Source organism: Pseudotabrizicola algicola, from assembly GCF_010915705.1.
In the GTDB taxonomy this organism is placed as follows: domain Bacteria; phylum Pseudomonadota; class Alphaproteobacteria; order Rhodobacterales; family Rhodobacteraceae; genus Pseudotabrizicola; species Pseudotabrizicola algicola.
The window spans coordinates 114,924-140,219 of record NZ_JAAIKE010000002.1; the positions used below are offsets into that span (position 1 = coordinate 114,924).

Annotated in this window: 27 protein-coding genes; 18 read left to right on the forward strand and 9 right to left on the reverse strand. The window is 66.8% G+C overall.

Going from position 1 to position 25,296, the window contains the following annotated elements; all coding sequences use genetic code 11:
- Positions 1 to 56: 56 nt before the first annotated feature.
- Positions 57 to 1,097: an NAD(P)/FAD-dependent oxidoreductase gene (locus tag G3572_RS07085; protein WP_164610246.1), complete on the reverse strand. Its 1,041-nt coding sequence runs from the start codon at positions 1,095 to 1,097 to the stop codon at positions 57 to 59.
- 60 nt (positions 1,098 to 1,157) lie between these two features.
- Between G3572_RS07085 and mnmC2 the strand changes: the two genes are divergently transcribed.
- From mnmC2 to G3572_RS07100, 3 genes are read left to right on the forward strand one after another with little or no spacing between them, the layout of a single operon-like run.
- The gene (mnmC2, locus tag G3572_RS07090) at positions 1,158 to 1,877 is read left to right on the forward strand and encodes a tRNA (5-methylaminomethyl-2-thiouridine)(34)-methyltransferase MnmC2 (RefSeq protein ID WP_240335460.1); all 720 of its coding nucleotides are present in this window, start codon (positions 1,158 to 1,160) and stop codon (positions 1,875 to 1,877) included.
- Positions 1,874 to 2,740, forward strand: a complete 867-nt coding sequence (locus tag G3572_RS07095) for a DMT family transporter (RefSeq protein WP_164610250.1) — start codon at positions 1,874 to 1,876, stop codon at positions 2,738 to 2,740. Before mnmC2 ends, G3572_RS07095 begins: the two co-directional genes overlap by 4 nt.
- A complete protein-coding gene (locus G3572_RS07100; RefSeq protein ID WP_164610252.1) occupies positions 2,737 to 3,618 on the forward strand; it encodes a DMT family transporter in 882 nt (293 codons plus the stop codon). The genes G3572_RS07095 and G3572_RS07100 overlap by 4 nt, the downstream gene beginning before the upstream one ends.
- A gap of 71 nt (positions 3,619 to 3,689) precedes the next feature.
- Here G3572_RS07100 and G3572_RS07105 read toward each other — a convergent pair whose 3' ends face one another.
- Entirely contained in the window at positions 3,690 to 5,636 is a 1,947-nt protein-coding gene (locus G3572_RS07105) for a lytic transglycosylase domain-containing protein (protein ID WP_164610254.1), read from the reverse strand.
- A gap of 176 nt (positions 5,637 to 5,812) precedes the next feature.
- Between G3572_RS07105 and dapA the strand changes: the two genes are divergently transcribed.
- The 3 genes from dapA (at position 5,813) to smpB (ending at position 8,266) form a co-directional block, all read left to right on the forward strand.
- Positions 5,813 to 6,688, forward strand: coding sequence for a 4-hydroxy-tetrahydrodipicolinate synthase (dapA, locus tag G3572_RS07110; protein ID WP_164610256.1), 876 nt, complete (start codon positions 5,813 to 5,815; stop codon positions 6,686 to 6,688).
- Positions 6,689 to 6,835: 147 nt separating this feature from the next.
- Positions 6,836 to 7,723 (forward strand): DMT family transporter, encoded by an 888-nt coding sequence (locus tag G3572_RS07115; RefSeq protein ID WP_164610258.1) that lies wholly within the window; start codon positions 6,836 to 6,838, stop codon positions 7,721 to 7,723.
- 60 nt (positions 7,724 to 7,783) lie between these two features.
- Positions 7,784 to 8,266: an SsrA-binding protein SmpB gene (smpB, locus tag G3572_RS07120; RefSeq protein ID WP_100196219.1), complete on the forward strand. Its 483-nt coding sequence runs from the start codon at positions 7,784 to 7,786 to the stop codon at positions 8,264 to 8,266.
- A gap of 231 nt (positions 8,267 to 8,497) precedes the next feature.
- Here smpB and G3572_RS07125 read toward each other — a convergent pair whose 3' ends face one another.
- Positions 8,498 to 8,923 carry a VOC family protein gene (locus G3572_RS07125; protein ID WP_164610260.1) on the reverse strand — a complete coding sequence of 142 codons (426 nt, stop codon included), beginning with the start codon at positions 8,921 to 8,923 and terminating at the stop codon, positions 8,498 to 8,500.
- Positions 8,924 to 9,221: 298 nt separating this feature from the next.
- Positions 9,222 to 9,590, reverse strand: coding sequence for a GNAT family N-acetyltransferase (locus G3572_RS07130; protein ID WP_164610263.1), 369 nt, complete (start codon positions 9,588 to 9,590; stop codon positions 9,222 to 9,224).
- Between the two features lie 323 nt (positions 9,591 to 9,913).
- On the opposite strand from G3572_RS07130, the gene sseA reads away from it, so the two are divergent.
- The gene (gene sseA / locus G3572_RS07135; protein WP_164610265.1) at positions 9,914 to 10,786 is read left to right on the forward strand and encodes a 3-mercaptopyruvate sulfurtransferase; all 873 of its coding nucleotides are present in this window, start codon (positions 9,914 to 9,916) and stop codon (positions 10,784 to 10,786) included.
- A 4-nt stretch (positions 10,787 to 10,790) separates the two neighbouring features.
- Positions 10,791 to 11,969, forward strand: coding sequence for an amino acid aminotransferase (locus G3572_RS07140; protein ID WP_164610267.1), 1,179 nt, complete (start codon positions 10,791 to 10,793; stop codon positions 11,967 to 11,969).
- Positions 11,970 to 12,095: 126 nt separating this feature from the next.
- On the opposite strand, the gene G3572_RS07145 is transcribed toward G3572_RS07140, so the two are convergent.
- Positions 12,096 to 13,448: an ammonium transporter gene (locus G3572_RS07145; RefSeq protein ID WP_164610270.1), complete on the reverse strand. Its 1,353-nt coding sequence runs from the start codon at positions 13,446 to 13,448 to the stop codon at positions 12,096 to 12,098.
- Between the two features lie 28 nt (positions 13,449 to 13,476).
- Positions 13,477 to 13,815, reverse strand: coding sequence for a P-II family nitrogen regulator (locus G3572_RS07150; RefSeq protein ID WP_100196223.1), 339 nt, complete (start codon positions 13,813 to 13,815; stop codon positions 13,477 to 13,479).
- 259 nt (positions 13,816 to 14,074) lie between these two features.
- On the opposite strand from G3572_RS07150, the gene G3572_RS07155 reads away from it, so the two are divergent.
- The gene (locus G3572_RS07155) at positions 14,075 to 16,354 is read left to right on the forward strand and encodes a transglycosylase domain-containing protein (protein WP_164610272.1); all 2,280 of its coding nucleotides are present in this window, start codon (positions 14,075 to 14,077) and stop codon (positions 16,352 to 16,354) included.
- Between the two features lie 352 nt (positions 16,355 to 16,706).
- Positions 16,707 to 17,153 (forward strand): potassium channel family protein, encoded by a 447-nt coding sequence (locus G3572_RS07160; protein WP_164610274.1) that lies wholly within the window; start codon positions 16,707 to 16,709, stop codon positions 17,151 to 17,153.
- A 57-nt stretch (positions 17,154 to 17,210) separates the two neighbouring features.
- Here G3572_RS07160 and G3572_RS07165 read toward each other — a convergent pair whose 3' ends face one another.
- Both G3572_RS07165 and G3572_RS07170 read right to left on the reverse strand, forming a co-directional pair.
- Positions 17,211 to 17,822, reverse strand: coding sequence for an MlaC/ttg2D family ABC transporter substrate-binding protein (locus G3572_RS07165; RefSeq protein ID WP_164610276.1), 612 nt, complete (start codon positions 17,820 to 17,822; stop codon positions 17,211 to 17,213).
- Entirely contained in the window at positions 17,812 to 18,591 is a 780-nt protein-coding gene (locus G3572_RS07170) for an MlaA family lipoprotein (RefSeq protein ID WP_164610277.1), read from the reverse strand. The genes G3572_RS07165 and G3572_RS07170 overlap by 11 nt, the downstream gene beginning before the upstream one ends.
- 258 nt (positions 18,592 to 18,849) lie before the next feature.
- On the opposite strand from G3572_RS07170, the gene G3572_RS07175 reads away from it, so the two are divergent.
- From G3572_RS07175 to G3572_RS07195, 5 genes are all read left to right on the forward strand, one after another.
- Positions 18,850 to 19,311 carry a RidA family protein gene (locus G3572_RS07175; RefSeq protein ID WP_164610279.1) on the forward strand — a complete coding sequence of 154 codons (462 nt, stop codon included), beginning with the start codon at positions 18,850 to 18,852 and terminating at the stop codon, positions 19,309 to 19,311.
- A complete protein-coding gene (locus tag G3572_RS07180) occupies positions 19,304 to 20,086 on the forward strand; it encodes a glycerophosphodiester phosphodiesterase family protein (RefSeq protein WP_205518638.1) in 783 nt (260 codons plus the stop codon). The genes G3572_RS07175 and G3572_RS07180 overlap by 8 nt, the downstream gene beginning before the upstream one ends.
- A 79-nt stretch (positions 20,087 to 20,165) precedes the next feature.
- Entirely contained in the window at positions 20,166 to 21,323 is a 1,158-nt protein-coding gene (locus G3572_RS07185; protein ID WP_164610282.1) for a GNAT family N-acetyltransferase, read from the forward strand.
- A gap of 35 nt (positions 21,324 to 21,358) precedes the next feature.
- Entirely contained in the window at positions 21,359 to 21,979 is a 621-nt protein-coding gene (locus G3572_RS07190) for a glutathione S-transferase family protein (RefSeq protein ID WP_164610283.1), read from the forward strand.
- Positions 21,976 to 22,269: a 4a-hydroxytetrahydrobiopterin dehydratase gene (locus G3572_RS07195; RefSeq protein ID WP_164610285.1), complete on the forward strand. Its 294-nt coding sequence runs from the start codon at positions 21,976 to 21,978 to the stop codon at positions 22,267 to 22,269. Before G3572_RS07190 ends, G3572_RS07195 begins: the two co-directional genes overlap by 4 nt.
- Positions 22,270 to 22,312: 43 nt before the next feature.
- Here G3572_RS07195 and G3572_RS07200 read toward each other — a convergent pair whose 3' ends face one another.
- Positions 22,313 to 22,801 (reverse strand): peroxiredoxin, encoded by a 489-nt coding sequence (locus G3572_RS07200; protein WP_164610287.1) that lies wholly within the window; start codon positions 22,799 to 22,801, stop codon positions 22,313 to 22,315.
- Between the two features lie 80 nt (positions 22,802 to 22,881).
- On the opposite strand from G3572_RS07200, the gene G3572_RS07205 reads away from it, so the two are divergent.
- From G3572_RS07205 to G3572_RS07215, 3 genes are read left to right on the forward strand one after another with little or no spacing between them, the layout of a single operon-like run.
- Positions 22,882 to 24,084, forward strand: a complete 1,203-nt coding sequence (locus G3572_RS07205; protein WP_164610289.1) for an NAD(P)/FAD-dependent oxidoreductase — start codon at positions 22,882 to 22,884, stop codon at positions 24,082 to 24,084.
- Positions 24,081 to 24,644, forward strand: coding sequence for a 16S rRNA (guanine(966)-N(2))-methyltransferase RsmD (gene rsmD / locus G3572_RS07210; protein WP_164610291.1), 564 nt, complete (start codon positions 24,081 to 24,083; stop codon positions 24,642 to 24,644). The genes G3572_RS07205 and rsmD overlap by 4 nt, the downstream gene beginning before the upstream one ends.
- A complete protein-coding gene (locus tag G3572_RS07215) occupies positions 24,641 to 25,291 on the forward strand; it encodes an HAD family hydrolase (protein WP_164610293.1) in 651 nt (216 codons plus the stop codon). The genes rsmD and G3572_RS07215 overlap by 4 nt, the downstream gene beginning before the upstream one ends.
- The last annotated feature ends 5 nt before the right edge of the window (positions 25,292 to 25,296 follow it).

The window sequence follows — 25,296 nt, forward strand, 5'->3', positions numbered from 1 at the left end:
CGAGAACCCGGTGGCCGGGGGCAGAGCCCCGGCGGCCGGGTTCAAGTCGGCACGCTCTACAGCGAAGCCTCCACCCTGAACCCGTCGGGCACGCGGTCCTGCCCGTCGAGCACCAGATCGACCATCACCTGCGCCACCTTGGGTGCCATGCCGAAGCCAATCTTGAAGCCCCCGTTGGCCACGAATGCGCCCGGCCGCCCCGGCCATGCCCCCAGCATGGGCGCGCGGCTGCGGGCGCGGGGGCGGATGCCGGCCCAGCGTTCCAGCACCCTTGCGCCCTGCAGGACCGGCACCGCAGCGCGGGCGCGCTCAAGCAGGGCGTCGCATTGGGCATCGACCGATACCGGATCGTCCCATTGGTTCTCCGAGGTGGACCCGATGGCGACCGTGCCGTCCTCATGCGGCACGATGTGCAGACCGTCGACCTGCATCTGCGGCAGGTTGCTCGCGTCATGCGCCAGCAGAACCGCCTGCCCCTTCACCCCCGCCCCGACCTTGCGCCCCAGATCGGCGTTCAGGGCCAGCAGCCCTTCCAGACCCGTCGCCCAGATCACCGGCCCATGTGCTTCGGCCTCGCCCAACAGCACCTCGCCGCCCCGCGCGCGGATCGCCGCCACCAGTGCCGCCGCCGCCCGGCGCGGATGCAACCGGGCCGAGAGCGTGTCATGGATCAGGACCCCCGTCGGGCTGGCCGGTTCCCATGCCGCGCCGGTGGCGGGGATCACCAGCCAGACGGCCTGACCCTGCCAGAGCACCTCGGCCTCGGCCCTGCGCGCCTCGGCACGGCTTATGGCCTCGGCGCTTTCCAGGGGTTGCAGACGGCCCAGCCGCGCGTAGCCGGTGGGCAGGCCGGACGCGCCCGCGACCTCGGCCCAGAAGTGCTCTGCCATCAAGAGGCTTTCAAGCTGGAAGGCCTTCTTCTCGTTCCAGTTTTCCGGCACATGGGGGGCCAGCGCCCCCACGATGCCGCCCGATGAGCCAGCCCCGATGCGTTGCGTTTCGATCAGGCGCACCCGAGCGCCGCGCCGCGCCGCCTCCCATGCGATGGACAGGCCAAAGATGCCGCCCCCCCGGATTGTCAGATCGGGTCTTGTCATTTCCTGCGCCTCATGACCAAGGATGGCCCGGTTGGTCACCCGGTCTGGGACATAAGGCAAATGTCGGAAATCGAACAGGGCGCACAGCAGGGTGCGGACGGTCTGCCCCCCGAAGGTCTGGACTGGCGCGACGGGGTGATCCCGGTATCCCGGCGCTTTGATGACCCGTATTTCTCGCTTCACGACGGGCTGGCGGAAACGCGGCATGTGTTTCTGGCGGGCAATGGTCTGCCCGAAAGGTTGCAAGACGGGTTCCGGATAGCCGAACTGGGCTTTGGCACCGGATTGAACCTCTTGGCGCTGCAACTGGCTTGGGCGGGGACGGGCCGCCCCGGCACGCTGCGGTTCACCAGTTTCGAAGCTTATCCGATGGTGGCCGACGACATCGCCCGCGCCCTGGCGCATTTTCCGCAGGCCGAGGCGGTGGCGGGGCCGTTCCTGTCGGCATGGGCCAGCGGGGCGCGGCGGTTTGACCTGCCGGGGATCGAGGTGGAGGTGATCATCGGCGACGCGCGCGACACGCTGCCCCGATGGGCGGGCATGGCGGATGCGTGGTTTCTGGACGGGTTTTCGCCCGCCAAGAACCCCGAACTCTGGTCACCCGCGATCATGGCGGAGGTGGGCCGCCACACCGCCCCCGGCGGCACTTTCGCGACCTACACCGCTGCGGGGCATGTCCGCCGTGCGCTGACCGATGCGGGGTTCCAAGTAGAGCGCCGCCCGGGGCACGGGCGCAAGCGCCACATGACGGCGGGAGAAAAAACGGCGGGCCGGACATGAGCCGCAACCCGCGCCTTGGCATCTGGCTGATGATCGCGGCAGTCGCGGCCTTCGCCGCGCAGGACGGGTTTTCGCGCTATCTGGCGAGCGAATACAACACGCTGATGGTGGTGATGGTCCGCTACTGGGTGTTCGCGGGCTTTGTCACGCTGCTGGCGCTGCGCCGCCCCGAAGGCGTGCGGGCGGCGGTGGGATCACGGCACATGAAGGTGCATGTGGCGCGGTCCGTGCTCTTGGTGGGCGAGATCTGCGTGATCGTCTGGGGCTATACGCTGATCGGCCTGATCGAGAGCCATGCTGTGTTTGCCATCTGCCCGCTGCTGATCGCCGCCTTCTCGGGGCTGATCCTCGGCGAGCGGATCGTGTGGCAACGCTGGCTTGCCATTGGCGCGGGGATGCTGGGGGTGGTGGTGATCCTGCGGCCGGGGATGGGGGTGTTCACGCCTGCCGCGCTGCTGCCCTTGGCCTCGGCGGTGATGTTCGCGCTCTATTCCATCCTGACGCGGCTGACGACACGGGACGAGCCGACCTTTCCGTCCTTTTTCTGGCCTGCCGTGATCGGGGCGGGGTTCATGACGGTGGCGGGCCTGCCGAACTGGCAGGCGGTGGCCCCGGCAGATATGCCGCTGCTGGCGATCTATGCGGGCATCTCGATCTTTTCGCATTGGCTGCTGCTCAAGTGTTATGAGCAGATCGAGGCGGCGCGGGTGCAGCCCTATGCCTATCTGCAGATCGTGTTTGTCACCCTGATCGGGTTGACGGTTTACGGGGAAACGCTCAGCCCGCTGGTGGCCTTGGGCACGGGAATGATCATTGCGGCGGGGCTTTATGCGCTATCGCTGGAACGGGTGGCAAAGACATGAGCGCGGTGCAAAACACAAAGCTGGGCATCTGGCTGATGATCTTCACCACGCTGGTTTTTGCCGTTCAGGACGGGCTGTCGCGCCATCTGGCGGGAAGCTACAACGTCTGGATGGTGGTGATGCTGCGCTACTGGTTTTTCGCGGCCTTTGTCATCGCGCTTGTATCACGCGCGCCGGGGGGCATCCGCGCGGCGGTGCGGGCACGGATGCCCAAGGTGCAGATCTTGCGCGGCGTGCTCTTGGCGCTGGAAATCTGCGTGATGGTGCTTGGCTTTGTGGCCTTGGGGCTGGTCGAAAGCCATGCGGTGTTCGCGACCTATCCGCTGCTGATCGCCGCGCTGTCAGGCCCCATCCTGGGCGAGAGCGTGGGCTGGCGGCGGTGGCTGGCCATCGGCGTGGGCTTTGTCGGGGTGCTGGTGATCCTGCAACCGGGGTTTGGCGTCTTCCGGATCGAGGCGCTGATCCCGCTGGCGGCGGCGACCATGTTCGCGCTTTACGGGCTGCTGACCCGCTATGTCGCGCGCGAGGATGCCGCGATGGTGTCTTTCTTCTGGACCGGAACCACGGGGGCGGTGGTGATGACCGCCGTCGGCATCTGGCATTGGGAGCCGATGAGCGCGCCTGACATGGGGTGGATGGCGCTGCTCTGCTGCACCGCCGCGCTGTCGCACTGGTGCCTGATCCGCGCCTATGAGGTGGCCGAGGCCTCGGCGATCCAGCCGCTGGCCTATCTGCAACTGCCCTTTGCCGCGATGATCGGGCTGTTCGTCTTTGGCGAAAGCCTGCGGGTGAATGTGGCGATCGGGGCGGGCATCGTGGTGGCGGCGGGGCTGTTCACCCTGTGGCGGCAGCATGTGAAAAGCCGCCGCGAGGCCTGAGCCGTGCCGCTGCCCGAGGCGGTGGACGCCTCCGGCGGGAGTATTTTGGAAAGCAGCAAGAGCTTGGGCGGTCAGCCCCTGAGCTCGCCCGTCACATTGACCGGACCGGGAGTGCCGCGCAGTTTGGCACGGTAGAGGATGACGCCTTCGATCACCCGCATCACATAGGTGCGGGTTTCGGTGAAGGGGATCGACTCCACCCAGTCGATCACATCGACATCGGGGCGGCGCGGATCACCGTATTCGGTGATCCAGCGGCGCGGTCGGCCGGGGCCTGCGTTATAGCCTGAAGCCACCAGCGCAATGGAGGGGCCGAATTCATCGATCAACTGCCGCAGATAGGCGCTGCCGAGTTGGGCGTTATAGCCCGGATCGCGGGTCAGGCGCGCCTCGTCATAGGGGAGCGAGAGTTTGGTCGCCATCATCTTGGCGGTGCCGGGCAAAAGCTGCATCAGGCCGCGCGCATCGGCGCCGGAGCGGGCGGCGGGTTCGAATTCGCTTTCGCGCCGCGCGATGGCAAGGGCAAAGGCACGGCTGACGTGCAGGCCGTCTGGCACCAGATCGGTGACCGGATAATAGGCGCGCGGCAGGATCACGCTGCGCTCGGCCGCGTGTTTGCCGACCAGAACCGCGATATGCGGCTCGTTCAGGGCCAAGGCCATATCGCCGAGTTGATCGAGGCCAGTGGCATCGAGGCTTTCGGCAAGGTGAATCCAGAAGCGTTTGGCAAGGGTGCGATCGCCGGCGCGCAAGGCCAGAAGCGCCGCCTGATGCACCGAAGAGCGCGTCCATGCCGCCTGCCGCCAATCGGCGAGGCGCGGCGCGTTGACGAGGCTGGCATCGAGCTGGAGGCCCAGTTTTTCGGCCGCGAGCAGACCGTAATAGGCGGTCTGGTGGCGGGCGGCGGCGCGGTAGGCGGTCTGGGCTGCGTCACGCGCGCCTGCCGCCTCATGCGCGCGGCCCTGCCAGTAGAGCGCGCGGGACAGCGAGATCGGAGTGGCCACCCCGGCCTCGAGATGGCGGAAATGCGCGAGGGCGCGGGCGGGATCGTTGAGGCGGCGCAGCGCGACGAAGCCTGCCAGAAACTCGAGATCGGCGTAGCTGCCGCCCGAGGTCAGATGATGGGCGGAAGCGACGCGATAGGCCTCGGCGGGGCGGTTCTGGCGCATCAGCCAGCGGGTGAGCACGGCGCGGCGCGCGGCCCATGCCTGCGGATCTCCCAAGGCAGCGGCTGAGGCGCTGCGTTCGAGGATCAGCGGCAGGGCCTCGTCATACATGTCGCGTTTCATGCGCCAGATGAAGCGGTCATAGGCAAGGCCCGCATCGCCGGCGCGCGAATTCGGCACCGCGTTGATGAGCGCGTTGACGCCATCAACCCCCGTTTGCAGGCCGATGCGGGCCTTGGCCAGCGCCTGCCAGTCGGGCGAGAGGCGCGGCATCAGCCGCTGCGCCTCGGTGCGGCGTTCCTGCCAGAGCAGGCGGTCCATCCGCAACTCATGCACCAGCGCCACCGATTGCGGAGCGAGGGAGAGCAGGGCCTGTTCGTCCTCGGCCCCGAGGACCAGTTCGGACCATGCCTGCATGGCGCGGTCTTCGGCCAGATCCTGCCGCCCCAGCGCCTGCAGCGCGCGCACGAGGGCCACCGCCCCTTCGCCCGTCTGGGGCGCGCGGGTGCCGAAATAGGCGACGACCCGCTCGGGGGTGGTCGAGCGGGCGACAGCGGTTTCGCCCTTCTGGCGCAGGAAGGGCAGGCCCGGCCAGTCGGGGCGGCGGGCGAGAAAGGCTTCGTATTCGCCCAAGGTGCCGTCGCCCGCGCGCAGCTTGGTCCAGGCGACGATATCGCGGGCAAGGTCATGCGGGGCGGCGGCTGTGGCCGCGTCCCAATCCTTGGCGGCCATACGGCTCAACACTTGCCGCATCGCCTGTGTTTCATCGGCGCGCGCCGGCGAAAGCGGCGTCAGCGCAAGGGTGAAGGAGGCCAAGAGGCCGAAGAGGATGGTTTTTCTTGTTCTGCTCATGCGGCGGAGTCTGCCCCAAGGCAAAAGGGCCGACAACCCACGATCCTGTCAAGTGAGGGGGCGCCGCGGGGCAAAAATGCTGCGCTTGGCATTCGGCTGCGCCGCGGGTAATCAAGGCGTGTTTTTCAGCCAAAGCGACTCGAACACCCCGTCGCTGCAACAGGAGTCTGCGTGCCATGATCAAAGGGTCCATTCCCGCCTTGGTTACGCCGTTCAAGAACGGCGAACTCGATCTGGATACGCTCAAAAAGCTGGTCGACTGGCAGATCGCGGAGGGCTCGCACGGGCTGGTTCCGGTTGGCACGACGGGCGAAAGCCCGACACTGAGCCACGAAGAGCATGAAGCGGTGATCGAGGCGGTGGTGAAGTTCTCGGCCGGCCGTGTGCCGGTGATTGCCGGGGCCGGATCGAACAACACGGTGGAAGGCATCCGCCTGATCCAGCATGCGGAGCGGGTCGGCGCGGATGCGGCGCTGGTGGTGACCCCCTATTACAACAAGCCGACGCAGGCGGGGTTGATCGCGCATTACACCGCCCTGCACGACTGCTGCACGCTGCCGATCATCATCTACAACATTCCGGGGCGTTCGGTGGTGGACATGTCGCCCGAGACGATGGGCGTGCTGGCCAAGCTGCCACGGATTGTCGGGGTGAAGGATGCCACCGGCAAGATCGAGCGGGTGTCAATGCAGCGCGAGAGCTGCGGCAAGGGGTTCATCCAGCTGTCGGGCGAGGATGCCACGGCGCTTGGCTTCAACGCCCATGGCGGCACGGGGTGCATTTCGGTCACGGCCAACGTGGCGCCGCGCCTGTGTGCCGAGTTCCAGAATGCAACGCTGGCGGGGGATTACCGCACGGCGCTGCAGATTCAGGACCGGCTGATGCCGCTGCATGAGGCGATCTTTATCGAACCGGGTCTGGCGGGGGCGAAATACGGTCTGTCGCTGCTGGGGCGCTGCTCGGACGAGGTGCGTCTGCCGCTGGTGGGGCTGACGGATGGCACCAAGGAGCGGATCAAGGCGGCAATGCGCCATGCGGGCCTGCTGAACTGAGGCTGCTGCCTGCGCTCGCTGAGAGCAAGCGCATCATTTTACTTTAGGAAAGATGAAGGCGGGGGCGCGGTCGATGCGCCCCCGCCGCATCTTGACGCCCCCTTGGCACAGGCGCACAGAGGCGGGACGACGAGACGCGGGGCGACGATGTTTCAGAATGAGAACCTGCGCGGCGCGGCCTTCATGATCCTGTCGATGGCGGGGTTTGCGGTCGAGGATGTGTTCCTGAAGGCGGCCGCGCAGCGGATGCCGATGGGACAGGCGGCGCTGATCGTCGGGCTGGTGGGCATGGCGGTGTTTGCGCTGATGGCGCGGCGACAGGGAGAGCCTGCGTTTCATCCGGCGCTGCGCTCGCGCGGGCTGGCGATCCGGTCGGGGTTCGAGGTGGGCGGGCGGCTGTTCTATGCGCTGGCCATCGCGCTGACGCCGCTTTCGACCACATCGGCCATATTGCAGGCCACGCCTCTGGTGGTCGTGGGCGGGGCGGCCGTGTTTTTCGGAGAGCGGGTCGGCTGGCGGCGGTGGCTGGCGGTCGGCCTCGGTTTTCTGGGCGTTATCATCATCTTGCGGCCCGGATTTGACGGGTTTTCGGCGCTGTCGCTGCTCGCGGTTCTGGGGATGCTGGGCTTTGCCGGACGTGATCTGGCAACGCGGGCGGCGCCGCGCGTGATGTCGAACCGCCAACTGGGGGTGGCAGGCTTTGCGATGCTGTCGCTGGCGGGGGCGATCATGCTGGGCTGGACGGGGGGTGCGGTCTGGCCTGACGCGCGCGGATTGGGCTTGCTGGCGGGCACGGCGGTGTTTGCGGTGCTGGGGTATCACGCACTCACCTCGGCGATGCGGACGGGCGAGATCGGCTTTGTCACCCCGTTCCGCTATGTGCGGCTGGTCTTTGCGATGGCCCTTGCAATGGCGGTGTTTGGCGAGCGGCCTGATCTGGCAACGCTGGTCGGATCGGCACTGATCGTAAGCTCAGGAATTTACGCACTTATCCGGGGAAACCGGATGGGCGCGGCACCGGCGCGGCTGCCCTGAGCGACCATCGGGGCGCGGGGCCATCTGGACTCGGGCTTTGGCTGTGCTTATGTGGGCGGTATGGCCAAGATATCTGATCCGAACTCCAAGCTGATTGCCGAAAACCGCCGGGCGCGGTTCGATTACCATATCGAATCCGATCTGGAGGCGGGCATCATGTTGCAGGGCTCCGAGGTCAAGTCGCTGCGCAAGGGCGGGTCGAACATCGGCGACAGCTATGCCAGCGTGGAAGGTGGCGAGTTGTGGCTGATCAACGGCTATATCGCGCCCTATACCCAGTCGAACCACTGGGACAGCCATGATGAGCGCCGCCGCCGCAAGCTGTTGGTTTCAAAGCGGGAACTGTCACGCCTTTGGAACGCCACGGCGCGCGAGGGCATGACGATCGTGCCGATCAAGATGTATTTCAACGACCGCGGCATCGTCAAAATCAAGCTGGGCGTGGCCAAGGGCAAAAAGCTTGCCGACAAGCGCGAGACCAGCGCCAAGCGTGACTGGGACCGCCAGAAAGCGCGCATCATGAAGGAAAGCCGCCGCGACTGAGCGCGGGGCCGCGGGCCGCTTGCGCAAGGTCTGGCGGGCGTCGGGCCTGCGTATGGCAAGTGTATGGCTGACGTCATGACGTGTGTGCGCCCGTTGCGGCGCGGAATTTTCCTGAACGTCCGGTGTCTGACGCAGCGGCGCGGGATCACGGCGGGCGGGTGCAGCGGCCAAACCGGCAGGCGCGAGGCCGCCGCCGACCCGAACGGCGACCGGCGGCTGACTTGGGGCCGATCAATCCTCCGGCGGAAGCAGGTGGGGGTTCCAGACGATTTCCCACAGGTGCCCGTCAGGATCGCGGAAGTACCCCGCATGGCCACCCCAGAAGGTGTCTTGCGCGGGTTTGACGATCTGGGCACCGGCCTGCGCTGCGGCCTCCATGACTTCGGCGACCTCTTCCCGCCGCGCGACGTTGTGCCCGATGGTGAAAGCGGTCGGGCAGACCGGTTGCAGCGGCAATCCGGTATCATGGGCGATGTCGGCCTGCGCCCAGAGCGCAAGCTTCAGCCCGCCGGAAAGGTCGAAGAACGCCACGGCGCCATGTTCGAACTCTTGCCCGATGATGCCCTTGGTCGGCAGGCCGAGGCCATCACGGTAGAAGGCCAGCGCGCGCCCGAGGTCGCTTACGCCAAGAGTGAGAACGGTAATTTGCGGTTTCATGTCATGCCCTTTCAACGAGGCACCTGCACCAAGCGGGCACCTTGACGTCTTGGGCCGCTGCCTTGCAACGGAAGGACCCGCAAGGGGTGCGGGGGCCGGGCCAACCGTCCCGAGCCTAACCTGTTTCAGACAGGCCGAGGGTAAGGCGGGCGTTTCGGGCGGTCAAGGGAGGCGTCATGCGCCGAGGGGGGCGCCCAACTGTGGTTGAAGGGGCAACGGTGATTGTCTGTGCGCGGTGGCTGCGTGACGCGGGGTTTTGCCACGGCTGGACGCTGTTTCGTGCCGCCTCGCGGGAAACCTATCGCAGGTCTGCCGGATCGGGGTGCCGGAAGACCAGGGGCGGCGGGACTTTCGCCGGAGCCTCGGCCCCCGGATCGAGCGCGCAGCGGAGCCTTTGCGCCAGACGGATCGACTCCGCGTTGTCGGGGTGGATGTAGCTGACAGCCGTAGACCACCCGAGACTGTCATACACATGGGCGCGGGTTGCGGCAGAGGCCTCGAAGGCGAAGCCCTGCCCGCCCTCGGCCGCGTCCCAGATGCACCAGCCGAGTTCCCGTTCGGGACGCCCCGCCGGGAAATGGGGGCCAAAGCCGCCGACGATGCCGCCCGTATCCTTGCGGGTGGCGACGAAGGTTCCGAAGCCCCTGATCTCCCAATGCCCGAGCATGGCAGCGAAGATGGCGAAGGCCTAAGTTTCCGTGGTGTCGGCCCCGCCCCCCGCATATCTGGAGCGTTCGGAGCAGTAGAAGGCACGGGCTGCTGCGAAGTCATCGGGCCGCGGGCGGCGCAGGACCTTGTGGGGATGGCTTGCCGCTCCATAGGGGCCCATTGCAGGATCGTCCCACATTTCGCGTCGGACATGCAATGCCATGTGCAGGGTGCGGGCGGCACGGCGTTTTCGGGGGCCTTGCCCTGTGGACTGCGCCTGCGCCCTTGCCCTTTGTGCCCCTGCCGATATATGCGGGGGCTGAGCCGCGCGGAGCCTGACGCATGACAAGCCTTGTGACACCCTCCCCCATTGACGATCCGAAGACGCTGGTGTCGACCGACTGGCTGGCCGCACACCTGAAAGACCCGGACTTGCGGGTGCTGGATGCGTCGTGGTTCATGCCGGATGCGGGGCGCGACGCAAAGGCGGAATATGCCGCTGCCCATATTCCCGGCGCGCGGTTTTTCGACATCGACGAGATCAGCGACCAGCGCTCCGCGCTGCCGCACATGGCGCCGCCCGTGGAGAAGTTCATGAGCCGGATGCGCGCGATGGGGGTGGGCGACGGGCATCAGGTGGTGGTCTATGACGGGGCGGGGCTGTTTTCGGCGGCGCGCGTCTGGTGGACCTTCCGGCTGATGGGCAAGATGGATGTGGCCGTGCTGGACGGCGGTTTTCCCAAATGGCAGGCCGAGGGCCGCGAGGTGGAGGACATGCCCCCCGTGGTGCGCGACCGGCACATGACCGTCAGCCGCCAGAACCAGCTGGTCAAGGATGTGACGCAGGTGGCCCATGCCGCCAAGCTGGCGCAGGCCGAGATCATCGACGCCCGCGCCGCTGCCCGCTTCAAGGGCGAGGTGGCCGAGCCGCGCGCCGGCCTGCGGTCGGGCCATATTCCGGGGTCGAAGAACGTGCCCTTTGCCACGCTGCTGAACGGCGATGGCACCATGAAGCCCCCTGCCGAACTGCGGGCGGTGTTCGAGGCGGCAGGGGTGGACCTGTCGAAGCCTGCGATCACCTCTTGCGGGTCTGGCGTGACCGCCGCGATCCTGAGCCTTGCGCTGGAACGCATCGGCCACCGGAACCACGCGCTCTATGACGGATCATGGTCCGAATGGGGTGCCTATGATGATCTTGCCGTCGCCAAAGGATAGGCCAATGCTGGAAGTGCTGAACCCGCAACCGCAGGACAAGATCCTGCAACTGATCGCCATGTTTCGCGACGACCCGCGCGACACCAAGATCGATCTTGGTGTGGGCGTCTACAAGGATGCCAACGGGCTGACGCCGGTGATGCGGGCAGTCAAGGCGGCGGAAAAGCAGGTGTGGGAGAGCCAGACCACCAAGAGCTATACCGGGCTTGCCGGAGAGCCTGCCTATAACGCCGCGATGGTCGGGATGATCTTGGGCGAGGGTTACGCCGAGCGCGCGGCATCGGTGGCGACGCCGGGCGGCACCGGGGCGATCCGTCAGGCGCTGGAGTTGATCAAGATGGCCGCGCCGGGGGCAACGGTCTGGCTGTCGAACCCGACATGGCCGAACCATCCGTCGATCATCAAGTATCTGGGCATGAAGATGGCGGAGTATCGCTATTTCGACGCCGAGACGCGCGGCGTCGATTTTGCAGGCGTGCTGGAGGATCTGGGCCGGGTGGCGGCGGGTGATGTCGTGCTGCTGCACGGCTGCTGCCACAACCCGACGGGGGCGAACCTGACCGCCGATCAATGGGCGCAGGTGGCCGATGTGCTGGAAGCGCGCGGCGCGGTGCCCTTCATCGACCTTGCCTATCAGGGCTTCGGTGACGGGCTGGAGGAAGATGCCGCCGCCACGCGGATGATTGCGGCACGTTTCCCCGAGGTGCTGATCGCGGCGTCCTGTTCCAAGAACTTCGGGATTTACCGCGAGCGGACGGGGGTGCTGATCGCGCTGACCGACCCTGCGCGGCGGGCGGTGGTGCAGGGCAACCTGAATTTCCTGAATCGCCAGAACTACAGCTTCCCGCCCGATCACGGCGCGCGGCTGGTGACGGCGATTCTGGAGGATGACGCGCTGCGGGCCGACTGGAAGGCCGAGCTGGAGGAGGTGCGGCAGAGCATGCTGGGCCTGCGCCAGACGCTGGCCGAGGAGTTGCGCCGCGCCACCAATTCGGACCGTTTCGACTTCGTGGCGCATCATCGCGGCATGTTCAGCCGTCTGGGCCTGACCGAGGCGCAGGTGGTGACGCTGCGCGAGGATCACGGCATCTACATGGTGGGCGACAGCCGGATCAACATCGCGGGGCTGAACGCCCGCACGGTGCCGATTCTGGCGGCGGCGATCGCGAAAGTCGCGGGCTGACAGATCCGGCAGGACTTACGGAAGAACCCGCGCTCTGGCGCGGGTTTTTTCATGGGATCGCGCCAGCAAAAAGGCCCGAACCTTGCGGTTCGGGCCAGACGTCAGACTGACCGGGAGGAGGAGGCGTCAGCCCTTGGTGAAGTCGGGGTAAGCCTCGAGGCCGAGTTCTGCCTTGTCGAGACCCATGATCTCGTCTTCCTGGCTCGGGCGCAGGCCCATCGTGGCCTTGAGGATGACCCAGACGATGATCGAGGCGACGAACATGAAGATGCCGATGGCCGCAAAGCCGATGAACTGGGTCACAAAGCTGGTGCCGTCGGTGTAGAACGGAACCGCCATGGTGCCCCAGAAGCCCGCCACGAGGTGAACCGGGATGGCGCCGACCACGTCGTCGATCTTGAACTTGTCGAGCAGCGGCACGACGACCAGAACGATCACGCCACCGATGCCGCCGATCCAGACCGCGCCGAAGAGCGACGGGTCGAGCGGGCCTGCGGTGATGGAGACGAGGCCAGCCAGGGCGCCGTTGAGCACCATCGTCAGGTCGACCTTTTTGTACATCACCTGCGACAGGATCATCGCCACCACGGCACCCGAGGCCGCTGCCATGTTGGTATTGGCGAAGATGATCGAGACGGCATTGGCATCGGCCTCGGTGCCAAGGGCAAGCTGCGAGGCGCCGTTGAAGCCGAACCAGCCCAGCCACAGGACAAAGGTGCCCAAGGTGGCCAGTGCGAGGTTGGAGCCCGGCATCGGGTTCACGCGGCCTTCCTTGGTGTATTTGCCCAGACGCGGCCCGAGGATGATGGCCCCGGCCAGAGCGGCGAAACCACCTGCGGCGTGAACGAGGGTGGAGCCTGCGAAGTCGGAGAAGCCTGCTTCGGACAGCCAGCCGCCGCCCCACTGCCACGATGCCTCGATCGGGTAGAGGAACCCGGTCAGCACGACGGTGAAGATCAGGAAGGGCCAGAGCTTGATGCGCTCGGCCAGCGTGCCGGACACGATGGATGCGGTGGTGGCGCAGAACATCAGCTGGAAGAAGAAGTCGGAGCCAGCCGAATAGCCGGTGGCAATGTCGGGATCGCCGCCGATGGACTTGGCCGAGAAGAGCTGGCCGACATAGCCGGTCACGGTCCAAGCATCACCCGGATACATCAGGTTGTAGCCGACGATCCAGTACATCAGCGAGGCGATGGAAAAGAGCGCGATGTTCTTGGTCAGCTGCATGGTCACGTTCTTGGAGCGGACCAGACCTGCCTCGAGCATGGCAAAGCCTGCGGCCATCCAGAACACCAGAAAGCCGCCGATCAGGAACAGCAAGGTGTTGAAGATAAAGGCGTTGTCGACAACGGCTGCCGGTGCTGCCTCGGCCACGGCTTCGGTGGCGGTTGCCGTCGCATCCTGCGCCCAGACGGGCAGGCTGGCAAAGAGCGACGCGCCCAGCGTCGCAAGACCAGCAAGTTTTAGCGGAGTGTTCATCTTTTGCGTTTCCCCTGTCCCCAACGCGTCAGAGCGCATCGTCATTGATTTCGCCGGTGCGCACGCGCACGGCATGCTGGACATCCAGCACGAAAATCTTGCCGTCCCCGATCTTGTCGGTTTTTGCCGTGCTGCGGATCGTTTCGACAACCGCATCTGCCAGACTGTCGGTGACCACGATTTCCAGCCGCACCTTCGGCACGAAGTTCACGGCATATTCCGCACCACGGTAAATCTCGGTGTGGCCGGACTGGCTGCCGAAACCCTTGATTTCGGTGACCATCATGCCGCGCACGCCGATGGTGGTCAGCGCTTCGCGCACCTCCTCGAGCTTGAACGGCTTGATTGCTGCGATGATTAGTTTCACGTCCTTCCCCTTCTTTCTGTGGGGCCCGGGGTTGGGCCCTTGGAGCTAACAAGTCGCTTTTCGACGGGTCAGAACAAGAAACCGACGGCGGAACTCCGCCCGATTTCATGCACGGTTGCACAATTTTTATACTTATTGGGCGGTTTGATTAATTTATAGGCAAACTAGGTATCCGAATCGTGATGTGCCGCTCTCCACATCCGGTCGTATTCGGGCTAGAGTCGCGCAAAAGAAGACGTGTTTTACGGTTGGGCAGGCAATGGCAACATCGGGCAACGGGCGGGGAAAACTCACGGCTGACAGGCGGTATGGCGCGCCTGCCACCGCCTCGAAGGCAGCGTCTGGCGGCGGGCGCCCGCCGCGCAAGCCTGCGCCGCGCAAGCCGCGTCGGCAGCATGGGTTGATCGTCGGCCTGATCGTGGGGCTCTGGCGTCTGATCTGGCGGGTGATCTGGGGCATCACATGGCGCGTGACCGCCGTGGTCGCCATGGTGCTTGGCCTGACGGTGTTCTATTTCTACAGCCAGTTGCCGCCGGTGACAGAGTTGCTGGACGGGCGCGCGCGCGGGTCCGTCACCATGCTGGACCGCGACGGTCAGGTCTTTGCGTGGCGCGGGGAAACCTTTGGCGGCCAGATCACCGCCGAAAACGTCTCGCGCGATCTGCACAACGCGGTGATCGCCACCGAGGACCGCCGCTTTTACCAGCATTTCGGGATCAGCCCGCGCGGCATCGCCGGGGCCATCCGCATCAACCTGAGCCAGGGGCGCGGGCCGCTGTCGGGCAACGGCGGGTCGACCATCACGCAGCAGGTGGCCAAGCTCTTGTGCCTCGGGGTGCCTTACAACCCGTCGGAATGGAAGTCCGAGGCCGAGTATGAACAGGACTGCCGGGGCGGCGGTGTCTGGCGCAAGATCAAGGAGATTCCCTATGCGATGGCGATGGAGGTCAAGTATTCCAAGTCGGAAATCCTGACCATCTATCTGAACCGCGCCTATATGGGTGCGGGCGCGCGCGGGTTCGAGGCGGCGGCGCAGCGCTATTTCGGCAAGTCGGCCAATCAGGTCGGCCCGGCGGAATCGGCCATGCTGGCGGGGCTTCTGACCGCGCCCTCGCGCTTTGCCCCGACCAACAACCTGACCCGTTCGCAGGAGCGGGCGGCGGTGGTGATCGGGCTGATGGAAGAACAGGGCTATCTGACCAAGGCGCAGGCCGACGAGGCGCGCGCCAACCCGGCGCGGCTGTCGCCTGCCGCCGAGGCGCGTTCTGGCGGGGCCTTTGCCGATTGGGTGATGGAATCGACCCCGCGCTTTTTGTCCTCGGCCACGACCGAGGATGTCATCATCCGCACCACGCTGGACCAGCGCCTGCAGAAGGCGGCGGAGGAGGCGGTGGCCTTTGTCTTCGACACCAAGGTGAAAGAAGGCTCGAAGGCGCAGGCGGCGGTGGTCGTCATGTCGGCGGACGGGGCGGTGCGCGCGATGGTGGGCGGGCGGCAGGCGGCGGCGGCGGGCAGTTTCAACCGCGCCACGCAGGCCAAGCGGCAGACCGGATCGAGCTTCAAGCCCTTTGCCTATGCGGCGGCGATGGATCTGGGCTTTACGCCGGCGGATTATGTGGAAGACACGCCGCTGACGATCAACATTCCCGGATCGGGGGCGTGGACGCCGAAGAACTACGACAACCAGTTCAAGGGCATGATCACCCTGAGCCAAGCCTTGGCCGAGAGCCGCAACATTCCGGCGGTGCGGGTGTCGGAAGCGGTGGGGCGCGATGCGGTGCGGCGGGTGGCGAACGGGTTCGGCATCGTCTCGGCTTTGGCGGATGGTCCGGCGCTGGCCTTGGGCGCGTCGGAATCGTCGCTGCTCGAGATGTCGGGGGCCTATGCGGGCATCCTGAACGGCGGGTCTTCGGTCACGCCCTACGGGCTGGTGGAATTGCGCCTGCAGGGGGAGGAAGACGTGCTGATGGGCGCCTCGGGCGGGGTTGGCCAGCGGGTCATCAGCGAGGAGGCGGCGGCCTATCTGACCTATATGATGAGCCGGGTGATCGAGAACGGCACCGGCACGCGGGCAAAGATCCCCGGCTGGCAGGCGGCGGGCAAGACCGGCACGACGCAGGCGGCGCGGGATGCGTGGTTTCTGGGCTTCACCGCCGATTATGTCGCCGGGGTCTGGATGGGGAATGACGACAACAGCCCGCTGACGGGCGTGACGGGCGGGGGCCTGCCGGCGGAGATCTGGCGCGAGGTGATGGTGCGGGTGCATCAGGGGTTGCAGCCGCAGCCGCTGCCCATGCTGATCCCCGAGCCGAAGCTGCCGCCGGGGGGCTATGCCTCGTCGCCCAGCGTGATGGCCGACGGGCAGTCGCCTTCGGCGGCGCCGCGGCAGGAATATGTGCCGCCGCCCGCCGAGATGCCGACGCAGGACATCATCATCTATGACGGGCCGGTGCCTGACACATGGGTGAACGAGGGGCCGGTGGAGGGTGATCTGGCCGAGCAGATCCTGCGGGATGTGCTGGGGGGCTTCGGGAACTGAGCCGAGCCTCGGGCCGCCTGTAACACAGGGGGAAAGAGGCGCCGTGCCTTTGGAATCAAGGGGTTGGCCTGCGGGATTTACGGGCTGTTAACCCGCTTTGTTCTGCCCTGTCCGTTCCTGCCGCCCGCGCGGGCGCGACTGGACGGGGTGAGGCGCGGCGCGATGATAGGCGTCGCACCCCGACCTGCCGCCACCCGCGCGGCACTGGACCGCCGATCACGGGTCCGCCCCTGCCCTGCCCCCGCTGCCCCCAAAAGCCGCGAAACCGCTGCGCAGCGCGGGAGGTGCGGGCTGGCCGGCGGGCGCGGTTGTTGGCATGGTGGGGGCCGGTCTTTGAGGAAAGGTGGTTGCGATGGTGATGGCGCTGACCCTGTTGCTGGTTCCCTGCCTGCTGGCGGCAACCGCGCTGATCCATTACGAGGCGTTGCGCCTGACGGGCGAATGGGTGCCGCGCCTGCGGATCAGGCCGCGCCAGCGCATCCTGTTCGTGATCGCGGCCTGTCTTGTCGCGCATCTGCTGGAGGTCGGGCTTTATGCAGGTGTGTTCGCGGGGTTGTCGCAAATGCCGGCCTTCGGAACGATCGAGGGCGAGTTTGCGGGAACGCTGACCGATTTTCTGTATTTCTCGCTGACCAATTACACCACGCTGGGCATCGGCGAGATTTATCCGATGGGGGCGCTGCGGCTGATCGTGGGGCTGGAGGCGCTGAATGGTCTTTTGCTGATAAGCTGGTCGGCGTCGTTCTGCTATCTGAACATGCAGGCCGACTGGCACCCCGAGCAGAACGACGTGACCTGACACAGCAAAACGCCGCCCCTGCGGGAGCGGCGTTGGCAAGCGCGTGAGATTGCCCGATCAGGCGCGCTTCATATCCTCGATCAGGCCGTTGATGTCGCCGCGACGGCGGTCGAGCATGGCGCCGATTTCGGTGCGCTCGCTGGCGAGCATGTTCACGCCTTCGATGATGATGTTGAAGAACAGGTCCTTGCCCGAGCGGTCGGACACATGCCAGCGCACATCGAACGGAGCCTGACCGCGCAGTCTGGCGACCGAGATCACCTCGAAATAGCTTTTGACGGCGCGGGCGCCCGTCACCTCGATCTGGCCGCCGATGAATTCGCGGAAGCGCGCGCCGTATTTGCGGGCCATATAGCCCTGATAGGCGGTGGTGAAGGCCGCAAGCTGCGCCGCCGAGGCCCCGCGCGCGGCAGGGCCGAGCGCCGAGCGGGCGATGGTCGGCACATCGGCGTAGCGGCTGAAGATGCGTTCGAAATCGCCATACATCGCCGCAGCGGATTTGCCCGAATTGATCGTGGTGTTCACATCGGCCACCGCGCGGCCCACCAGCGCGCTGGCCTGATCGACGGTAAGCGCAGCAGCAGACAAGGGCATGGCCAGCGCAGCGGCACCGCCCACCAGACCGATGCCGAAGCCGCGCCGTGTGAAGATCAATCTGTCATTCGCCATAGATATCCTCATACGGGTCTTCGAAGGCAGCGTCGGCGGCTTCGCCAGCGGTCTGCCCCAGTTGGAAACGGCGGTTTTGCAGATAGAGCAGGCGCGCCTGCGCATAGCTGTCCGCACTCTCATATAGGACAGAGTCGACCGTTTCGGAATAGCGCGAGCGTTCACCAACGCTTGATACCACCTTGGCGACCGGCACGATGTTGCTTTCCGGCTTGGGCAGGACATAGCGCATCGGGTTCAGGCCGATGTCGACGATGCGGCCGACCATGTCACGCTCGGTCGAGGGGCCGAGCAGGGGGAGTTCCACATAATTGCCCTCGCCCACGCCCCAGACATGCAGGGTTTCGCCGAAATCGGTCGTCTTGCCGTGCAGGCCGATGGCCGAGGCCGGATCGAACAGGCCGCCGATGCCGACGGTGGTGTTGAGCGCAAAGCGCAGGGTGTTTTCCAGCGCGAACTGCGGGCGGCCTTGCAGCAGGGTGTTGACCACCGCACCCGGCACGTCGAGGTTCTGCGCGAAGTTGGTGACGCCCTGCATCACCGGGCCGGGACGCGCGCCGGGGGTGCCGGAGCGGAAGGTGTTGGCCACGGGGCGCAGGATGGCGCGGTCGACGCTGCGGTTGAACTCGTGAATCTCGCGGTTGTTGGCTTCGAGCGGATCGGAGAAGCCGGTGGGCGCGGGCTTTTGCGCGCAGGCGGCCAGAAGGGCGGCGGCGGCGGCAAGGCATAGGGCTGCGCGGGCCTTGGGCAAAACGGTGAGGGACGTCATGGGGTTATGGGCCATTAGCTGCGCCCGCGCGGGGCTTTGTCATTTCGTCATCGGGTTTTGATATAGGCCGCAAGACGGGATTACAACGCAAGCAAGCGTGCTTGGCGCGCTTTGGGCAGGAATGTGATCTTGCGGGCGCGGGCTTTGTGTCTTGCGACAATGAGGGCGGGCGGGGCGGGGGGCGGGCGAATCCTGCCGGCTGGCCTTGCCGCCGGAAGGCCGTACCGTTAGCGTGGCGCGAAACGAACGGAGGATGTGATGTCGAAGATCGAAAGCCGCCTTGCCGAACTGGGTGTGACGCTGCCCGATGCCCCTGCACCGGCGGCAAATTATGTGCCTTGGGTCATCACCGGCAATCAGGTGTTTGTCTCGGGCCAGATCAGCCAGAACGCGGACGGGTTCATCAAGGGCAAGCTGGGTGCCGAACTGGGCATCGAAGAAGGGGCTGCGGCGGCGCGGGCCTGTGCGATTTCGCTGCTGGCGCAGGTGAAGGCGGCCACGGGCGGCGAGATTGACCGTGTGGTGCGTCTGGTCAAGCTGGTGGGGTTCGTCAATTCCACCCCCGATTTCGTGGACCAGCCCAAGGTGATCAACGGCGCGTCCGATTTCATGGTGGCCGCCCTTGGCGATGCGGGGCGGCATGCGCGCTCGGCGGTGTCGGCGGCGTCCTTGCCCTTCGGCGTGGCGGTAGAGATCGAGGCGGTGTTCGAAATTGCCTGAGATCACGCGCCCTGCCCTGCCTGCAGCCTTTTTGCGCCTGCCGGTGACGCACCGCGCCTTGCATGACAAGGCCGCGGGGCGGATCGAGAACAGCCCCGCCGCGATCCGCGCGGCGGTGGCGGCGGGATATGCGATCGAGGTGGATGTGCAACTGTCGTCGGATGGCCGCGCGATGGTGTTCCATGACGAGGTGCTGGACCGGCTGACCGCAGAGCGCGGGCCGGTGGCGGCGCGCACGGCGGCAGAGCTTGGCCAGATCGGGCTGACGGGGGGGGCCGATACGATCCCCACGCTGGAGGCGGTGCTGGGGATGATCGCGGGGCGGGTGCCGCTGCTGATCGAGATCAAGGACCAGACCGGCGAGATGGGCGAGACCGACGGGCGGCTGGAAGAGGCGGTCGCGCGGGCGCTGGTCGGCTATGGCGGCGATGTGGCGGTGATGTCGTTCAACCCGCATGCGGTGGCGCGGATGGCGCAGCTTGCGCCGGAGGTGGCGCGGGGGCTGACCACATCGAGCTATGATCCGGACGACTGGGCGCCGCTGCCGGAAGCGCGCTGCGCGCAGTTGCGCGAGATACCGGATTTTGACCGGGTGGGGGCGTCCTTCATCAGCCATCAGGGCGATGACCTGACCCGTCCGCGGGTGCTGGAGTTGCGGGCAAGCGGGGTGCCGGTGCTGTGCTGGACGATCCGGTCGCCGCAACAGGAGGCACTGGCGCGGCAGATTGCGGCGAATGTGACCTTCGAGGGCTATCTGAGCGCGATCCCGGCTTGAAAATGCCAGGACGCGGCCCAGTCTTTGCGGGCGCGGCCCCCTGCGGGGCCGCTTGAGCGGACAGCGAACCTGCGGAGCCATGACCGAGATCACCCTGCACCAGAGCCTGACCGAGATCGACGCCGCCGCATGGGATGCGGTGGCAGCGCCCGAACAGGCGACGGGGCGGCCGTTGGACCCGTTCACCACCCACCGTTTCCTGAGCGCGCTGGAGGCATCCGGCTCCACCGGCACCGGCACGGGGTGGACCGCGCATCCCTTGGTGCTGCGCGAGGCGGGGCGCGTGGTGGCGGCGGTGCCGATGTATGCCAAGGGCCATTCGCAGGGCGAGTATATCTTTGACCACGGCTGGGCGCAGGCCTATGAGCGGGCGGGCGGGCGCTATTACCCCAAGTTGCAGGTGGCGGTGCCGTTCACGCCGGCGACGGGGCGGCGGTTTCTGGGCGACGCCGCGCAGCGCGAGGTGATGCTGACGGCGGCGATTTCGGTGGCGGCGCGGAACCGGCTTTCGTCGCTGCATGTCACCTTTTGCACGGCCGAGGAGGCCGAGGCGCTGGCAGGGGTGGAGGGGGTGCTGCACCGTGTCACCCAGCAATTCCATTGGGAAAACAACGGCTACACCTGTTTTGACGACTTTCTGGCCCAGCTTTCCAGCCGCAAGCGCAAGATGATCCGCAAGGAGCGCGAGACGGCGCGGGCGGCGGGGCTGACCATCCGCGCGCTGACGGGCGATGCGATAGAACCCGCACATTGGGATGCGTTCTGGCAGTTCTATCAGGATACCGGCGCGCGCAAATGGGGCACGCCCTATCTGACGCGCAAGGCGTTCTCGCAGTTCCATGACACGATGCGCGACGATATTTTGCTGGTGATGGCCTTTGACGGCGCGCGGCCCGTTGCGGGGGCGCTGAACTTCATCGGGCGCGAGACGCTGTTCGGCCGCTATTGGGGCTGTATCGAGGATCACCCCTGCCTGCATTTCGAACTGTGCTATTATCAGGCGATCGATTGGGCGATTGCGAACGGGCTTGCCCGCGTGGAGGCGGGTGCGCAGGGTGAGCACAAGCTGGCGCGCGGCTATCTGCCGACCCCTGTGCATTCGCTGCACTGGCTTGCCGATGCGGGCTTTCGCGATGCGGTGGCCCGCTATCTGCGCGAGGAACGCGCGGCGGTGGACGAGGAGATTGAAGTGCTGACGCAATACGGCCCCTTCCGCCGGGTGCGGTCCGAGGACTGACAGAGCGGCGCGGGGCGGGATATCAGGAGAGGATCATGGACAGCCTGACATTTTACACCAACCCGATGTCGCGCGGCAGGATTGTGCGCTGGATGCTGGAGGAAGTGGGCCAGCCCTACGAGACAGTCGTGCTGGACTATGGCCGCGCGATGAAATCGCCCGATTATCTGGCGATCAACCCGATGGGCAAGGTGCCTGCGGTGGTGCATGGCGCGCGTGTGGTGACGGAATGTGCCGCGATCTGCACCTATCTGGCCGATGCCTTTCCGCAAGCGGGGTTGATGCCCGAGGATCGGGCCGCGTTTTACCGCTGGATGTTCTTTGCGGCGGGGCCGATGGAGCAGGCGATCGTGAACACGTCTTTCGGCTGGAAACCCGGCACCCCGCAAGAGGCGGGGCGCACGGGATATGGCAGTCTGGACAGCGTGATCGGCGCGATTTCCGCGCATGTGGCGCAAAGCCCCTTCATGGCCGGAGACCGGTTTTCCGCGGCGGATGTCTATGTGGGAAGCCAGATCGGCTGGGGTCTGCAATTCGGGTCTATCCCGCGCAACGAGGCCCTGACCGCCTATTGGGACCGGATCAAGACGCGGCCTGCTGCGGCGCGGGCCAACGCGCTCGACGATGCGCTGAGCAACAAGGACAAGCCGGCATGACAGAGAGGCCAAAGCTGGACCGTGCCGACCTGCTGCCGCTGTTCGGCACCGGCTGGAAGATGGAGGCGCAGGCGGATGCGCTGGAAAAGACGTTCCTGTTCAAGGATTTCAAGCAGGCCTTTGCCTTCATGACGCGGGTGGCCGAGGAGGCCGAGGCGCTGAACCATCACCCCGAATGGTTCAATGTCTATCGCACCGTCAAGGTGCGGCTGACCACGCATGACGCGGGCGGGCTGACCACGCTGGATGCCGAGCTTGCGCGGCGGATGGACAAGGCCGCAGGGTATTGAGCGCAGGGCCCCACCCCCGGGCGGGGGCGGGGCCGGGGGATGCTCAGATGGCGGCCAGAAGCGACTCGCCGCCCGAGATTTCGCAGGTGCCGGGCGCTTCTTCGAGGTGAAGCTGCTTGATGACCCCGTCTTCGGCGTAGAGCGCGTAGCGCTTGGAGCGGGCGTGCAGGCCTGCGGGGGGCGCGGTGAAATCGAGGCCCATCGCCTTGGTGAAGCTGCTGTCGGCATCGGCGAGCATGGTCAGGCCCGCAGCATTGGCGCCGGTCGACTCGCCCCAGGCCTTCATCACGAAGGGATCGTTGACCGAGACGCAGATGATTTCATCGACGCCCTTGGCGGTGAACTGGTCCTTGGTGCGGATGAAGCTGGGAACATGGGCCGAATGGCAGGTCGGGGTGAAGGCCCCCGGCACGGCAAACAGCACGACCTTGCGCCCCTTGGTCAGGGCCTGCAGCGAGACCTGTTCCGGCCCCTTTTCGCCCAGTTTGATCAGGGTCGCCTCTGGCAGCGTGTCGCCCGTGGAAATCGTCATGGATATGTCCCTCTCGCGTTGCGTTCCGACTGCCGCAAGTTATAGGGTCCGCCCCGTTGGGCGACCAGAGGAATATGGCGATGCGGGTGGTGATCATCGGGGCGGGACAGGCGGGTGCGGCGCTGGCTGCCAAGCTGCGCGGGCTGGGGCATGACGGGCCGCTGACGCTGATCGGCGATGAGGCCGCGCCGCCCTATCAGCGCCCGCCGCTGTCGAAGGCCTATCTGATGGGCGAGATGGAGGCCGAGCGGCTGTGGCTGCGCGGGCCGGAGTTCTGGGCCGAACAGCGGGTGGAGATGCGGCTGGGCGCGCCGGTGACGGGGTTGGATACGGGCGCGCAGGTGGTGCGCGTGGGCGGCGAGGCGGTGCCCTATGACGCGCTGGCGCTGACCACGGGGGCCGCGCCGCGCCGCTTGCCGGATGCCATGGGCGGCGGTCTGGACGGGGTTTACACCGTCCGCACGCTGGCCGATGTCGATGCGATGCGGCCCGAGTTCGTGGCGGGCCGCCGCGTGGTGATCGTGGGCGGCGGCTATATCGGGCTGGAGGCGGCGGCGGTGGCGTCGAAGCTGGGGCTGGAGGTCACGGTGCTGGAGGCGGCCCCGCGCATCCTGCAGCGCGTGGCCAGCCCCGAGACGGCGGCGCATATCCGCGCCCTGCACGCGCGCCACGGGGTGACGGTGCTGGAGGGCACCGCGCTGGACCGGCTGCGGGGCGGGCCGCGCGTCACGGCGGCGGTTCTGGCCGACGGGCGCGAGATCGCGGCGGATTTCGTGATCGTGGGCGTGGGGGTGACGCCCAACACCGCGCTGGCGGCGATGGCGGGGATCGACATCGACAACGGCATCGCCACCGACACCTATGGCCGCACCTCTGCGGCGGGGGTCTGGGCGGCGGGCGATTGCGCGTCGTTCCCGTGGCAGGGCGGGCGGCTGCGGCTGGAATCGGTGGGCAATGCCATCGATCAGGCCGAGGTGGTGGCGGCCAACATGCTGGGCGCGGCGGTGGCCTATGAGGCGCGGCCGTGGTTCTGGTCGGATCAGTATGACTGCAAGCTGCAGATCGCCGGGCTGAACACCGGCTATGACAGAGTGGTGACCCGTGCCGGCGAGGGCGGCGCGGTGTCGTTCTGGTATTACCGCGGGGCAGAGCTTCTGGCGCTGGACGCGATGAGCGACCCGCGCGCCTATATGGTGGGCAAGCGGCTGATCGAGGCGGGGAAATCGCCCGACGCGGCGCTGGTGGCCGACCCTGCCACCGATCTCAAGGCGCTGTTGCGATGAGGATCATCGGCGGGCGGGCGCGGGGGCTGCATCTGGCGCCGCTGGGGGCGGGCGATGCCGCGGCGCATCTGCGCCCGACGCCTGACCGTGTGCGCGAGTCGATCTTCAACCTGCTCATCAACGGGGGGCATGACGCGCCGGTGCAGGGCGCGCGGGTGCTTGACCTGTTCGCCGGAACCGGGGCTCTGGGGCTGGAGGCGCTGTCGCGCGGGGCCGCCCATGCCAGCTTTGTCGAAGAGGGCAAGACGGCGCTGGCGCTGCTCAGACGCAACATCGCCCTGATGCGGGCGGAGGGCGAGACGCAAGTGCTGCGCCGCGATGCGACCCGGCCCGGCGCGCAGGGGGGCGCGGGATTCGATCTGGTGTTCCTTGATCCGCCCTATGGCAAGGGCTTGGGCGAAAAGGCCATTGCCGCCTGCCATGCGGGCGGCTGGTTCGCCCCCGGCGCGATGATCGTCTGGGAAGAGGGCAGCGCCCCCCTGCCCCCGCCGGGACTGGACCTTGTCGACCAGCGCCGCTATGGCGACACGCATGTGACCCTGCTCAGGATGCCCCGATGACCCCCAAGGCCGTGATCTTCGACTGTGACGGCGTGGTGGTCGACAGCGAACCGATGACCTTCGAGCTGCTGGCCGATGATTTCGCGCAGCACGGGTTGCACCTGCCGGTCACGGTGATCGCCCGAGATTTCATCGGCGGCACCATGGCCGATGTCGCCGCCCGCGCCCGCGCAGCGGGGGCCGATCTGCCCGACGACTGGGTCGACCGCTTCTATCACCGGCTCTACGCCCGTCTGGCGCAGGGCACCCCGCTGATCCCCGGCATCCTGACGGTGCTCGACGCGCTCGATGGGGCGGGCATCCCCTATGCGATGGGCTCGAACGGCTCGGACGAGAAGATGCAGATCACGCTGGGCCAGCACCCCGGCCTGCTGGCGCGCTTTCGCGGCCATCTCTATTCGGGCCAGACGCTGGGTGCGCCCAAACCCGCGCCCGACCTTTACCTGCATGCCGCCGCGCGCCTCGGCGTCGCCCCCTCCGGCTGCATCGTGATCGAGGACAGCCCCACCGGCGCACGCGCGGCCCATGCGGCGGGGATGCGCTGCATGGGCTATGCTGCCCATACCCCGCCCGAGCGGCTGGCGGCGGTGGGGGCGGTCCCGTTCTTCGACATGGCCGCCCTGCCCGGCCTGATCGGCCTGCACTGACCGGC

Excerpts from the sequence above, each read along its gene's own strand:
- G3572_RS07085 (WP_164610246.1), bottom strand. The coding sequence starts at position 1,097 with ATGACAAGACCCGATCTGACAATCCGGGGGGGCGGCATCTTTGGCCTG.
- mnmC2 (WP_240335460.1), top strand. The coding sequence starts at position 1,158 with ATGTCGGAAATCGAACAGGGCGCACAGCAGGGTGCGGACGGTCTGCCC.
- G3572_RS07095 (WP_164610250.1), top strand. The coding sequence starts at position 1,874 with ATGAGCCGCAACCCGCGCCTTGGCATCTGGCTGATGATCGCGGCAGTC.
- G3572_RS07100 (WP_164610252.1), top strand. The coding sequence starts at position 2,737 with ATGAGCGCGGTGCAAAACACAAAGCTGGGCATCTGGCTGATGATCTTC.
- G3572_RS07105 (WP_164610254.1), bottom strand. The coding sequence starts at position 5,636 with ATGAGCAGAACAAGAAAAACCATCCTCTTCGGCCTCTTGGCCTCCTTC.
- dapA (WP_164610256.1), top strand. The coding sequence starts at position 5,813 with ATGATCAAAGGGTCCATTCCCGCCTTGGTTACGCCGTTCAAGAACGGC.
- G3572_RS07115 (WP_164610258.1), top strand. The coding sequence starts at position 6,836 with ATGTTTCAGAATGAGAACCTGCGCGGCGCGGCCTTCATGATCCTGTCG.
- smpB (WP_100196219.1), top strand. The coding sequence starts at position 7,784 with ATGGCCAAGATATCTGATCCGAACTCCAAGCTGATTGCCGAAAACCGC.
- G3572_RS07125 (WP_164610260.1), bottom strand. The coding sequence starts at position 8,923 with ATGAAACCGCAAATTACCGTTCTCACTCTTGGCGTAAGCGACCTCGGG.
- G3572_RS07130 (WP_164610263.1), bottom strand. The coding sequence starts at position 9,590 with ATGCTCGGGCATTGGGAGATCAGGGGCTTCGGAACCTTCGTCGCCACC.
- sseA (WP_164610265.1), top strand. The coding sequence starts at position 9,914 with ATGACAAGCCTTGTGACACCCTCCCCCATTGACGATCCGAAGACGCTG.
- G3572_RS07140 (WP_164610267.1), top strand. The coding sequence starts at position 10,791 with ATGCTGGAAGTGCTGAACCCGCAACCGCAGGACAAGATCCTGCAACTG.
- G3572_RS07145 (WP_164610270.1), bottom strand. The coding sequence starts at position 13,448 with ATGAACACTCCGCTAAAACTTGCTGGTCTTGCGACGCTGGGCGCGTCG.
- G3572_RS07155 (WP_164610272.1), top strand. The coding sequence starts at position 14,075 with ATGGCAACATCGGGCAACGGGCGGGGAAAACTCACGGCTGACAGGCGG.
- G3572_RS07160 (WP_164610274.1), top strand. The coding sequence starts at position 16,707 with ATGGTGATGGCGCTGACCCTGTTGCTGGTTCCCTGCCTGCTGGCGGCA.
- G3572_RS07165 (WP_164610276.1), bottom strand. The coding sequence starts at position 17,822 with ATGGCGAATGACAGATTGATCTTCACACGGCGCGGCTTCGGCATCGGT.
- G3572_RS07170 (WP_164610277.1), bottom strand. The coding sequence starts at position 18,591 with ATGACGTCCCTCACCGTTTTGCCCAAGGCCCGCGCAGCCCTATGCCTT.
- G3572_RS07175 (WP_164610279.1), top strand. The coding sequence starts at position 18,850 with ATGTCGAAGATCGAAAGCCGCCTTGCCGAACTGGGTGTGACGCTGCCC.
- G3572_RS07185 (WP_164610282.1), top strand. The coding sequence starts at position 20,166 with ATGACCGAGATCACCCTGCACCAGAGCCTGACCGAGATCGACGCCGCC.
- G3572_RS07190 (WP_164610283.1), top strand. The coding sequence starts at position 21,359 with ATGGACAGCCTGACATTTTACACCAACCCGATGTCGCGCGGCAGGATT.
- G3572_RS07195 (WP_164610285.1), top strand. The coding sequence starts at position 21,976 with ATGACAGAGAGGCCAAAGCTGGACCGTGCCGACCTGCTGCCGCTGTTC.
- G3572_RS07200 (WP_164610287.1), bottom strand. The coding sequence starts at position 22,801 with ATGACGATTTCCACGGGCGACACGCTGCCAGAGGCGACCCTGATCAAA.
- G3572_RS07205 (WP_164610289.1), top strand. The coding sequence starts at position 22,882 with ATGCGGGTGGTGATCATCGGGGCGGGACAGGCGGGTGCGGCGCTGGCT.
- rsmD (WP_164610291.1), top strand. The coding sequence starts at position 24,081 with ATGAGGATCATCGGCGGGCGGGCGCGGGGGCTGCATCTGGCGCCGCTG.
- G3572_RS07215 (WP_164610293.1), top strand. The coding sequence starts at position 24,641 with ATGACCCCCAAGGCCGTGATCTTCGACTGTGACGGCGTGGTGGTCGAC.